The organism is Pedobacter sp. BS3, from assembly GCF_008274585.1.
In the GTDB taxonomy this organism is placed as follows: domain Bacteria; phylum Bacteroidota; class Bacteroidia; order Sphingobacteriales; family Sphingobacteriaceae; genus Hufsiella_A.
In genome coordinates, this window is sequence record NZ_VTRT01000001.1 from 747,001 (window position 1) to 759,149 (window position 12,149).

Sequence of the window (12,149 nt, forward strand, 5' to 3'; positions counted from 1 at the left end):
TGATAAAATCCGTGTTTAACAACAGAAATCGGTCTTATCACACGTTATTATGGATTATATTGATTACTACAAAATTCTGGGTATAGATAAAAACGCTTCCGCGGATGATATTAAAAAAGCCTACCGGAAACTTGCCCGAAAATATCATCCGGATTTAAATCCCGATGATAAGGAGGCAAACAAAAAATTTCAGCAGATCAATGAGGCCAATGAAGTATTGAGCGATCCGGAAAAGCGGAAAAAATACGATCAATACGGCAAAGACTGGCAGCATGCCGAACAGTTTGAGCAGGCTCGTCAGCAACAGCAGCGGCAACACCGGCAAAGCAGCTACGACGGCGGTTACAGTTATTCAGGGGGCTTTGACGAAGGCGATTTCTCTGACTTCTTTGCTTCTATGTTTGGTGGCGGACGTACTACCGGCAGCAGCAGGCAACAGGCACGCTTCCGTGGACAGGACTACCAGGCAGAGCTGCATCTCGCCTTGCGGGATGCTTATACCACGCACAAGCAAACCATTACCGTTAATGGTAAAAACATCCGCATTACGGTTCCGGCCGGTATAGAAAACGGGCAAAAGATCAAGCTATCCGGGTACGGTGGTCCCGGCGTTAACAATGGGCCTGCAGGCGATCTGTATATTACCTTTATCATTGCCGAAGACAGCCGTTACCAGCGAAAGGGAAACGATATTTATATTAACGAAGATCTCGACTTGTACACGGCGGTGCTTGGCGGCGAAAAAACCGTTGAAACGCTTGGCGGTATGGTGAAAGTACCCATAAAGCCCGAAACGCAAAACGGCACAAAAATTCGTTTAAAAGGCAAAGGCTTCCCGGTGTACAAAAAAGAGGGCCATTTTGGCGATTTGTATATCCGCTGGCAGGTTAAGCTGCCGGTAAACCTTTCCAGCGAACAAAAAGAGCTGTTTAAAAAACTGTCAACCCTGTAACTGTTAAGCCATGGAAACAAGTAATCTGATTTTGGTTAGCGAGTTTTGTACACACCATCATATCGATGTTTCGTTTATCAGCATATTAGAGCAAAGCGGACTGATACAAACTAAAATTATCCGTAAAACAGCCTATTTGCCGCATGAGCAGCTTAACCGGGTTGAGAGGCTGGTACGCCTGCACCAGGATCTTGACATTCAGGCCGATGATCTGGATGTAGTAGCCGGGCTGCTTGACCGTATGGAAAACCTGCAACAACAGGTAACCGAACTTAAAAACCGCCTGAGCTTTTACGAACGGCTGGAAGGGTGATTTTAGGATAAACGCTGACAGGGTTTCAAACCCTGTCAGCGTTAAAAACTTAAAGCTAACCTTTCACCAGTTTCTTCGATAGTAAGATATCCTGCCCGGTAATTTTGAGCAGGTAAACACCAGAAATCAGTGTTACCGGAATATTAACCTGGTTAATGCCGGCATTGATATTCACGGTTTGCTCCGTTATCTTTTTTCCATTAATATCATACAGGATAATGCGTGTATTTTTACTATCGGCGGCAGCGTACAGGGTAACGTTTACGGCGTTTGCACTTGCCTGCACCTGCAAATCAGCATCGCGTAAAGCGAGCTTTGCCGATACCGGCCCGTATAATGCCGATCTTCCATCTTTATCTACCTGTTTCAGCTGATAATAATTAACGCCGCTTTGCGCTTTGCTGTCTTTAAAAGAATATTTATTTGCATTTGAACTGCTGCCGGCTGCCTCAACGCTGCCGATGGTTACAAACGATTTGCCGTCGGATGAGCGCAGTATTTCAAAATGAGAATTGTTCTGCTCCGAGGAGGTTGTCCACTGCAACAGTACATCAGAGCCGGTTAGTTTAGCCGTAAACGAGGTTAACGATACCGGAAGGACAATGTTACTATTCGGCGTAAAAGCAATTCCCCTGAAGCCGGTGGTTTCGGTAGCCCGTGCCAAAACCTGTACCGATACTCCGGCGGTACAGCGGTCGGTAGCAGCATCGCGGGGTGTTGCGTCCGTTATTTTAACAAGGCTGTTTTGCGTGTTCGAGGAAGTAACACCGTATAACGTGATCACACCATTTTCCAGGCGACCGGTCAGCCCCCTGAAACCGTAATCATTGGCAATCCCGGAATCAATAAGCCCAAGCAGTATCCACTGGGTGCCATCGAAATAAAACTTTTTGATGCCTCCGGTTGCGGAATTTTCTTCGGTTACGTACAACAGGTTGCTGCCGAAAAAAATAAAATCGTTGGGCGTTTCCAACTGGCTGATAGGTGCTGGTAAGCTTACGGCGGTTTGCCCGGTTGCGGTTGGCGTTCCCAAACCTATGGCAAGCAGACGTTTATCAGCCTGGAAACTTGAGCTGACATACAATTGTCCGTTAAAAATTTTGACACTGCGGGTATTGACCTTAGCCAGCGAAACCGGCGCATTAACCAGTGTGGCCGGATTGGTTGCTGTATTAATGGTAACATATTGAAGGCCGGTAGCCGCACCGGTTCCGGCGCCTCCCAGGTAAACGCCATACGTGTTTGAGCTAAGCGGTATCGCGATAGCGCTTTTAGCTGCCTGCCCCGAATGAACATCTGCCACGGTAATAATGCTTTGGTTTTTGCTGGCATCTATAACAGCCAATGCACGGGGGTTATCCGCTGATGTATTGTTTGATGGCCCGGCCGTGGTGGGACTGGTGCGTGAATAACCGTACAGGGTTAAGAGCTTGTTATCGCTTGAGAGTGCCAGCACACCTTCGGCTGCCGAACTTGCCGCCCCGCCCACGTAAAAATTGGATGCCCCTACGGCGGTGGTGCTTTTCAGCTCGCCGGTAAGGCTGTATTCTGCCAGGCTTAGCGTAACCCCGGTTGTTGTTGTGCCGCTTGTTTGCGATACAACCAGATTATCGGCAGCAAACTGGGCGTAACCTGAAACCGTGAAAGCCAGGATAAACCATGCAGCAAGGAAGATTCTCATATTACAGTGCCTGAAATTATAAGGGCGTACTTGTCGGTAACGGACAGTACGCCCCCTGTTGAATAACCAATTCAATTAGTTTTTAATGATCTTTTGTGAATAGCTGATTCCCTGTCCTTTTAACTCAACTACATATACACCGGTATTCAGCGAAACAGGAATTTGTACTTTATTGCTTCCCTGGTTCAGCACCTGGTTTACCCCGGCTAATTTTTTGCCGGTTAAATCCATAACCGATACCTGCGTTTTGCTATTGCTTATGGCCGAAACAAGTACTTCAACAGCGTTATCTGTGGCGTGTATTTTTACATCATTTGCCGTTAACGCGACGTTGGCGGCATAAGGGCCGTACAGCTTAGCATCACCATTATAATCTACCTGCTTTAGCTGATAATAGTTTACACCTGCCTGGGCAGAAATATCGGTAAAGCTGTAATATTTCACAGCGGTAGCAGACGACGAAGCGGCTACTTCGCCAATTTTGGTAAACGTTACGCCATCTGTTGAGCGCAAAACATCAAAGTGCGAATTATTTTGCTCAGATGCTGTGCTCCACTTTAATACCACGCCTTTGCTTTCGGCTTTAATGCTGAATGATGCCAGCGAAACGGGCAGGGTTACGGTGCTGTTTGGGGTAAAGGCTATGCCACGATAACCGTTGTTGCCGGTGAGGGTATTGAGAGTACTTATTGTAACGCCCGAAGTGCCATTGCTAATGGTTGTTGCCGATGATGTTTCATCCACTATTTTAACCACGCTGTTTTTTTGTGAAAGTGCAGTTACCGCATATAGGGTTACCTTCCCGTCTTCTAAGCGCCCGGTCATGAAACGGATACCTTCATCGCCGGTGATACCTGAATTTACCGAACCGGCCGCACTCCAGGTAGTTCCGCCATCGTTAGAATAAAATTTAAGTATACCAGTGGTTTCGTCGGCAACATATAATAAACTATTACCAAACATCACAAAATCTACAGGAGTAGTTGAAGACACTAAGCCAGTAGGGGTTGCAGTTGTGGTTGGCAGGCCGTCGCCAATTTTATTCAATGTTCCTGGAGAAGCCGGTGAGGTATTGTACAACTGACCATTAAAAATCTTAACTCCGGCAGTATTGTTTGCTGCTATTTGCGTAGGATTTGCGAGTGTATAATCAGAAGTATTTAGTATAGCATATTGTAAATAGGAGTTTGCATCACCACCTGAACCGCCACCACCGAGATATATGCCGTAGCTGTTTACTGAGATAGGATAAGCTACAGCAGAGCGTGCCTGTGTACCGCTGTGAAGACCAATGGTAATAATATGAGGCGTTTGATCTGCGCCAACAACCATTACGGCACGTGGATCTGTTGTGCTTTGAACATTTGTTGATGATGATGAAGGCAATGCAGAATAGCCATACATCGTCAGATATTTATTATCTGTAGATAAGGTTAAGTTTCCGTTATTATTGGTACTTGAAGCCATTCCCACATAAAAATTGTTGGAGCCTACCGTGGTTTCTGAGACTGCTGCACCGGCAGTGGTTAGTTCTACCAAACTTATAGTGGCCGCTCTGTTTGTTGTTATTGCCGTTGGAGTGTTTTTTACCGCCACCAAATTGTCCGGTGCAAACTGTGCATACAGCATCCCGGATGAGGTAATACCTGATAATAGTAAAAGTAATTTTTTCATAAAATGTATCATTTATAATGTGATTAATTGAGCAAACAGTACTTGTCTGATGCGTTAAATTGTAATGCCTAAAGTAGTGTTGCAGCGCCGGGAACGCTTTTAATTTTAGTTAAAACTCTTTTAATGTCGTTTAAACCTGGAGGCATTCAATGCTAAAAATTTTTTACCTGTAGTGGTAGCCTTGGTATTAAGAGCATAGCCTGGTTTAAATGCTTACTTTTGCTTTTATCATGATACAGATACTTCATAATAACCGGTGTTCTAAAAGCCGGTGTGCGCTTCAGTATTTAGAAAACGAGCATATTGCGCACCAGGTTATTCCTTATCTTGAAAATCCGCTCAATAAGGAGGAGCTGCGGGAACTGATCAATAAGCTGGGTATTACACCCGAAGCGTTGGTGCGGAAAAATGAAGCGGTATACAAAGAGCATTACCAGGACAAAACATTTTCGGATGAAGAATGGATCAGCATTCTGACAGAAAATCCCATATTGATAGAGCGGCCTATTGTTATCAAGGGCAATAAAGCTGTCATTGGCCGCCCGCTGGAAACTGTGGTGGAGCTATTGAAAGCGTAAATTAATGTGAGTTCGGGTTAAGGCGCAGGCTCGTCCCGATTTGCAATCGGGATGCCATAAAACGGCGTTTGCAACGCCGGTAATAGCTGCCTTTTGATTGTCTTAAGCAACATTGCGGCGTTGCAAACGCCGGAGATTTATGCACTCGTTTTGCAAACGAGCGCAAACAGGTTGGAGCTATTGAAAGCGTAAACGTAAGTTATTTCATTATGGCTTCTTTTGGCTGTCCGAAGTGTTCAACGAAAGCGTCTCTACGGATTGATCAATAAGCGGAGTTTTCAACTCCAAAAATAGCCATGAATGAGCCTAATGAGCTGTGATAAAACCAGCATACAACCCATTTTATCTATCGGAAGAATTGACAGAGGAACTTAAATGAAACGATAAATCATTCGCCGCTAAGACACAAGGCCCGAAAAATGTTCAGCGCCTTGTGTCTTTGAAGCTTTGTGGCATATCTAAAGATTATTTAACAGGAACCTGTTCGGTGATATGCCGTTGTTTGCCGGCAACGTTCACCGTAAGGTCAATAATACCTGTATTCAAATCCATTTTGCTGTCCGGCGTAACTGTAATAACGGGTGCTTTTGCGGTGGCATACGGATATAAAACGGTGGTGAAATTTACCGGTTCATTCACGGTTTTTTGCTTTTCGAACGCGAAGGCCGGGCGTGGCTTTTCCTGGCGATAGGCGTAAGAAACCTTACCTTCCTCTTCGGTTGTCTTAATGTCTTTTCCGAAAGTTTGAATAAGCAGGTTGTTGTTATCGTCAAAGTCGGTACGTACGCTGCTTTGTGCGGTATTGGTTACGCTGTTACCCTCTGCTAACTGGAAATGTATGCCAATGGTTCCCTGTGCGGTTCCGATGGCCTGGTCTAAAATCACGAAATAGCTTTTATCTACAAACAATACTGTACGGCGATGTTTCAAATTGGTATAACTTGGATTTTCGTACACCAGGACATCCAGCGAAGGCGACGTTTTCCAGTAAATGAACTTAGCGTTGGTGCTGTCCTGGTTTTTGTTGTCCAATGTAAGTGTTTTGTGCACCATCGTCTGGCGATACCAGTTTCTCAGTTTCAGTATTTCTGCGTTGCCGCTGTACACATAACAACCGGCATCAGGCATAAAATTGCGTCCTTTTACCCACAGATCGAACGTGCCGTTATCGGGCTGGCTGTGAAAAAATCCCGGAGGACTTGCCCGTAACACCATCACGGTCGATTTCTCATCCCAACCGTTTCTGAAGGTATAAAATCCGCCGGTTTTTAATGCGCTTGATAAATAGGCCGGCGGATTGCCTTCTTTACCTTCGGTGGCATAATAACGGATGATCTTGTTTTGCGGAAATACTTCCAGCCAGCTTTTATACTGTTTCACCATCTCATCTTTATGTACCAGCTTAGCATCGCCAAACATAGGATAAGTGTAATCCGGGAATGAAAAATTGACCAAAGCCATAATCATTTTTTCTATGGTTGCTTTGTAGCTTGCCGGAAACTCATTGTCGAGTCCCGAAAGCTGCGCCATCCTGAGCGCCTTTAGAAAGATGTTAACGGTGGCTACGTGGTAGTTAGGCGAGAGCTCGAACTGTAACCCATCGGGGTAGATTTGCTTGCCGATCTCGGTGTTCAGCTTTTCTATACCACTCTGGCGCCATTTTTCAGCATTTTTCAGCTCGGGAAAAAAGCAGCCTGCATACACCATGCGTTGTGCCTCGAACAACAGGTGATTGCCTACTTTGGTATAATTGGCCAGCAGGTAATCGGCATGTCTGGCGTAGTTTTCCAGGAAATCCAGCAGGAAATCGGGTGTAAAATTGGGTGAGCTGACAAACATATTGAACAAGCCGGTCTGATCCTGTATACGGGTAGCTACTTCCAGCGGACGCCAGGCAAAACGGTCGTTATCTGCCGAAAGACCTAACGGGTTTTTCTTTATCCAGTCGCGGTACTGAAATACCCATTCTTTAGCATATTTCTCATCGCCTGATGACCAGTAGGCCAGACCCATGGGTTCCCACCAATAAGTACGGTGCAGCTGCCAGCGTATCTCGTTATCTTTAATGGGCCAGTATTGCCAGTTAATGTCTTTGCCATAGTCAATAAAACCGTAACCGGGGTGCACATAAAACAAATGCTGCATGCCTTTATCGGCTTTTTCCTGAACGCCGGCAGGTAATTTTTTACCGGCATACCGGGCCTTGTCTTCCAGGTTATAATCCGGGTGTTTTATACCGGTGCGGTGCCTGTAATAGTTAAGCAATGCTGCTGCGGCTTGCTGATAATCTTTTTTATCGACCAGTTTTTTGACATTGGCCAAACCCGGGTAATCCAGGTTAAGGCGTGCAAACACTTCTTCAGGTTGCTCTAACCTTGTTTGCGGTTTTTCCTGTGCCGCCAGCAAAGCGGGCATTACCAGGAATGTGAGCATGAGTTTAGGGAACTTTTTCATTTTATATGTGATTACACGGATTGCACAGATTACACGGATAAATGGGTTACACAGATTACACAGATTGCGTATGGCCTTTTTACTTCGTGGTTGATGCTACTAACTTCAGATCGATCTTTTTAATATCCGCATAGCGTTTTAATGCTTCGAGGTAATAATAATCCGCATAATTTATCGGGGTATCTACTTCTGATTTATTGGGGAACGCACCCACGCTATGTTTCAAAATAAAGTAATGTTCGCTACCGGGCGCTGCCAGGTATTTATCCGAAGATAGGGATTTTAATATCTGCTCGGCAAACTTGAAATACTTATCGCCATCGGTTACCTGGGTGCTTAGCTCAAGCAAAGCTGAGGCCGTGATGGTTGCCGCAGAAACATCCCGTAAGGCATTTGGAATATTGGGTGCATCGTAATCCCAATAAGGTATTTTATCTTTAGGAAGACGCGGATGATTCATAATAAAAGCGGCAATATGCTCGGCCTGTGCCAGGAACTTTTTTTCTTTGGTATAGCCGTAGCTCATAGTGAATCCATAAAGCCCCCAGGCCTGCCCGCGTGCCCAGGCTGAGTTATCCGCATATCCCTGGAACGTACCTTTATGTATAGCTTTACCACTAATGGTATCATAACTAACCACATGATACGAGCTGTAATCTTTACGAAAGTGATTGCGCATGGTGGTGTTGGCATGATTGTCGGCTGCCTGGAAATAAGCCGGTTTGTTAAATTGCTTAGCCGCCCAGAACAAAAAGTCAATGTTCATCATATTATCAATAATAACCGGGAACTGCCACTCACCAAAATCCCACGAACGGATGGCTTTAACCCGTTTATTATACCGTGTATAAAGGCTGGCGGCGCCATTTTCCAAAGGCTTTAAATATTGTTTGTTTCCGGTAATGCGGTACGCGTTACCGTATGAGCAGAACAGCATAAAACCCAGATCGTGGGTAAAGGTAAAATGTTGTACTGAATCAAGAGCCAGTGTAAACCTGCCGGCTTGTGCAGCTAATTTTTTATTGCCTGATAGCTCGTAAGCATACCATAAGCTGCCGGGAAAAAATCCCGAGGTCCAGTCGCGGCAGGGAGCTAGCCTTACACTGCCATCCGGCTCAACAGAACGTGGCGTCATGCCCGGTTTATAGGTTTCGGCAGCTTTGGTTAACTGATAAACTGCCCTGTTTTTTGATTTGATCAACCAGTCTTCGGGGGTAGATTGTGCATTAACAAGGCTCTGGCCTAGTCCCAGCAAAACAACAAATGCACAACACGTGCCTAATCGTTTTTTCATAAATAAGGAATATTAAAATATAATGATTTACAACCCGCAAGTTAGGCAGGCTGCTGCTGGGAGGCTTTAGAAATGGTCTTTTTTGCTTCTAAAATTGATGAATGTATAGATAGAATTTATGATTACGGCAACCGACAATATTATTTAACAAACCGGCATCCGGAATTTCGTAAAACACTAACCAGGATTTGAATGATTTTGGTTAATTTTTGAAATTGTTCCTGCAAGGTTAGCCTAAATTTACTTCAGAATAATAGCCTTCTATCAGGCTACGAGGAAAAGACCTATATCAGCAAGCGAATAAAATAACAAGTACCATTTATAACCCCTAAAAATGAGTTTTAACATACTGCTTCACTCGGCATTAACTTTAATAACTGCTTGCCAGCAGCAACAGCCGCTGCAAAAAGATTCTCAGCCGCCTATAATCCACCTCGATGCTATAAAGCTCCATGCACGCATACGGGAATGGTCATATCCTAAAAATGGCATAACGGTTCCCACCAGCGCTCCGGCGTTGTTGTGGCCGGGCACCAATGGAAAAAGCATGATCTTTCCAATGGAAAGTGGCAGCGAAGTACCGGAAGATCCCAATATCGGCAATGTTGTTTATAAGGTGATATTGGCAGGCGATAAGGATTTTAAAAAGGATGTTATTGCCGGTACAGCACAACGCTGGACAGTATATCCTCTGCACCAGCGTTTAAAACCGGGGCATTGGTTTTGGAAATATGCCTATATGCTTAAAAACAGCAATAAATGGACATGGTCTCCGGTATATGATTTTGTGGTAGATAAAAATTCAGGCGGAGAAGTATCGCCGCCTGTAAGCGAGGTGTTAAAACGGAATGAAGGGCCACATCCCAGGTTATGGAACATGAGCAGGATAGGTGAAAGCTTTTATCGCAATAACCTGCAAAATCCCGAAGCAAAAAAATTCATAGCCTACGCAGAAAAGCTTATGCAGCAGCCTTTGCCCAAAGAAGAACCGATGCGGATCATTGACACCACGGGCAAAACTCCGCTTGAGAAAAAGAAGCTGATAGAGCGTATGTATCATGGTTTTGGCGATATGGTAGGTACACCTGTACGCAACCTGTGTATTGCTTACCAGCTTACTAAAGATGAACGGTTCATACAAAATGCCAAAAAACGGGCTTTGAACATTGCCCGAATGGATCCAAACGGATTGGCAACCCACGATGATTTTACCAGTGGTGCGGTGCTGGAAGCGTTGGGCTGGTTTTATGATGCGGGTTATCAATTTTTAAGCAACGATGAAAAACAACTGTTGCGCAACATTATTAAAATAAGAGCTAAGCGGGTGTACGATAATTTACCCAATCGCTTTGAGTTGCATGTAAGCGATAACCACGTATGGCAAATCACCATGCGTAACCTGGCCATTGGTACTGTAGCCGTAGTGAACGAAATACCCGAAGCCAAAGAATGGTTAACCTATTTATACGAGGTATGGTCGGCACGCTTTCCAATTTTAGGTACAACCGACGGCGGCTGGCACGAAGGTAATGGCTATTTCAGGGTGAACTTTAAATCGTTTATTTATCTGTCGCAGTTATTCGGAGACTTTAGTGGTGTCAATTACTTCAACCTGCCGTGGATGCAAAACCTGCCTTATTATATGTTATATACGTATCCGCCAAATTCCATGTCTACAGCCATAGGCGATATGTGGGAAAATCTGCCCAACATGGTAAAAATGCAGGCCTGGTTTGCCGATGCCCTTACCTATAAGATAGAAAATCCGTATCTCAACTGGTATGTCAGCGAAATCAGGAAGAATAACCCGGAATTTTTCGGAGGGACCGATGATTTATTGTTATTCCGCCTGTTAAACTATAATCCGGATCGTAAGCTGCCTGTTTCTTCGCCCGGAAACCTGCCTAAAACAAGGGCCTTTACCGATATAGGCGTAGTGGCTATGCACCAGGATCTGGCTCATGCCGATAAAAGCCTGAGCAGCTATTTATTCAGCAACCCGTTTGGCTCATCGGGCCATGGTCATGCTTCGCAAAATGCCTTTACCATTAATTATAAAGGAAAAACCATTTTCGGAGGTTCGGGGTATTACAGCAATTTCAGCGATAAGCACAATTTGTTATACTATCGCACATCCAGGGCCTATTGCACCATACTGGCCGATAGCTTAGGGCAAAAATTAGGTGAAGAAGGTTACGGATGGATACCCCGCACCATTAGCGGCAATCATATTCAATATGCTTTAGGTGATGCGTCAAACGCCTATGGCGATATTGTGAGCGAGTTCTGGTTAGACCGGTTTAAACAAATTGGCATTAAGCCCGATAAAAGCAATGGCTATGGCGATGCCGGAGTCACCCTGTATCGCAGGCACATGCTACAATTAGACGGAGAATATGTGGTATTGTACGATGAGCTGGAAGCAAAAAATCCGGTTAAGTGGACAACACAATTTCATGCACCTTATTACACCATTTTAACACAACAAACAACTCGTACTAATCAGCAGAATTTTGAAGTAAAAACTGATCTGGGCAAAATAACGGCAAGCGTATTCGCCGACTCGTCGTTAAAATTAACTGTTCATGATCAATTTGCCGAGCCCGCTATAAACTGGGCAAAGGTTACCAATGATGAGGGGAAAATAAAAGAATTTAAAAGTCAGTGGCATGCCGGTATTACATCAGTTCCTTCAAAAACGTTCCGGTTCTTAACTATCATCCAGATAAAAAGCGATAAGACAGATATAATTAAAACGATAGCTGATACGAATGGGTTGTATCATTTAAAAGTTGGCCAATGGGATATACAAGTGCAATTAGATGCCACAAAACCTGCGGCTTTGCAGGTAAGTAGTAGTGCGGCAAGATCATTATTCAATTATGGCGTATTACCCGTACAGTGGCAAGGCCGGGACTATAAACAAATAAAGGGCAGCTCATTACTTTTAGAATCAGGGTCTGATAAGCTGAGCCATCAGGAAGTAACAGACACTGTTCCTGATGTAGTAAAGTTCGACTATGGTTTTTAATAGAACCGGCGTAAACAGCTTACAGGGGCATTAATGTATCCATAAGCTGTATTAATAACAACTTATATAACCCAATGTTAATTCTGCATTAATCAGGATTTAAACAATTTTAATCAAATTTTTAAGCCTTTCCTGTCGTATCTATCGAAATTCACTTTTCGAATGCTAAACT

8 protein-coding genes are annotated in these 12,149 nt (G+C 44.4%); 4 read left to right on the forward strand and 4 right to left on the reverse strand.

Annotation, left to right across the window (positions count from 1 at the left end):
- Positions 1–49: 49 nt before the first annotated feature.
- Entirely contained in the window at positions 50–952 is a 903-nt protein-coding gene (locus FW774_RS03285; RefSeq protein ID WP_149346710.1) for a DnaJ C-terminal domain-containing protein, read from the forward strand.
- Positions 953–962: 10 nt separating this feature from the next.
- Positions 963–1,265, forward strand: coding sequence for a chaperone modulator CbpM (locus FW774_RS03290; RefSeq protein WP_149346711.1), 303 nt, complete (start codon positions 963–965; stop codon positions 1,263–1,265).
- Positions 1,266–1,320: 55 nt separating this feature from the next.
- On the opposite strand, the gene FW774_RS03295 is transcribed toward FW774_RS03290, so the two are convergent.
- Positions 1,321–2,946, reverse strand: a complete 1,626-nt coding sequence (locus tag FW774_RS03295; RefSeq protein WP_149346712.1) for a T9SS type A sorting domain-containing protein — start codon at positions 2,944–2,946, stop codon at positions 1,321–1,323.
- A gap of 75 nt (positions 2,947–3,021) precedes the next feature.
- The gene (locus FW774_RS03300) at positions 3,022–4,620 is read right to left on the reverse strand and encodes a T9SS type A sorting domain-containing protein (protein ID WP_187774790.1); all 1,599 of its coding nucleotides are present in this window, start codon (positions 4,618–4,620) and stop codon (positions 3,022–3,024) included.
- A 230-nt stretch (positions 4,621–4,850) separates the two neighbouring features.
- Between FW774_RS03300 and arsC the strand changes: the two genes are divergently transcribed.
- On the forward strand, positions 4,851–5,198 hold the full coding sequence (arsC, locus tag FW774_RS03305) for an arsenate reductase (glutaredoxin) (protein WP_187774791.1): 348 nt from the start codon (positions 4,851–4,853) through the stop codon (positions 5,196–5,198).
- A gap of 465 nt (positions 5,199–5,663) precedes the next feature.
- Here the strand turns inward: arsC and hepC are convergent, their stop codons facing one another.
- Together hepC and FW774_RS03315 are read right to left on the reverse strand one after the other, a co-directional pair.
- Positions 5,664–7,652: a heparin-sulfate lyase HepC gene (gene hepC, locus FW774_RS03310; RefSeq protein WP_149346714.1), complete on the reverse strand. Its 1,989-nt coding sequence runs from the start codon at positions 7,650–7,652 to the stop codon at positions 5,664–5,666.
- A gap of 79 nt (positions 7,653–7,731) precedes the next feature.
- Positions 7,732–8,946, reverse strand: coding sequence for a glycoside hydrolase family 88 protein (locus tag FW774_RS03315; protein WP_149346715.1), 1,215 nt, complete (start codon positions 8,944–8,946; stop codon positions 7,732–7,734).
- Between the two features lie 334 nt (positions 8,947–9,280).
- Between FW774_RS03315 and FW774_RS03320 the strand changes: the two genes are divergently transcribed.
- Positions 9,281–11,977, forward strand: coding sequence for a DUF4962 domain-containing protein (locus FW774_RS03320; RefSeq protein WP_149346716.1), 2,697 nt, complete (start codon positions 9,281–9,283; stop codon positions 11,975–11,977).
- Positions 11,978–12,149 lie beyond the last annotated feature (172 nt).

Bases quoted from the DNA above. Each gene is read 5' to 3' on its own strand.
- FW774_RS03295 (WP_149346712.1), bottom strand. From the start codon at position 2,946: ATGAGAATCTTCCTTGCTGCATGGTTTATCCTGGCTTTCACGGTTTCA.
- FW774_RS03315 (WP_149346715.1), bottom strand. From the start codon at position 8,946: ATGAAAAAACGATTAGGCACGTGTTGTGCATTTGTTGTTTTGCTGGGA.
- arsC (WP_187774791.1), top strand. From the start codon at position 4,851: ATGATACAGATACTTCATAATAACCGGTGTTCTAAAAGCCGGTGTGCG.
- FW774_RS03320 (WP_149346716.1), top strand. From the start codon at position 9,281: ATGAGTTTTAACATACTGCTTCACTCGGCATTAACTTTAATAACTGCT.
- FW774_RS03290 (WP_149346711.1), top strand. From the start codon at position 963: ATGGAAACAAGTAATCTGATTTTGGTTAGCGAGTTTTGTACACACCAT.
- FW774_RS03285 (WP_149346710.1), top strand. From the start codon at position 50: ATGGATTATATTGATTACTACAAAATTCTGGGTATAGATAAAAACGCT.
- FW774_RS03300 (WP_187774790.1), bottom strand. From the start codon at position 4,620: ATGAAAAAATTACTTTTACTATTATCAGGTATTACCTCATCCGGGATG.
- hepC (WP_149346714.1), bottom strand. From the start codon at position 7,652: ATGAAAAAGTTCCCTAAACTCATGCTCACATTCCTGGTAATGCCCGCT.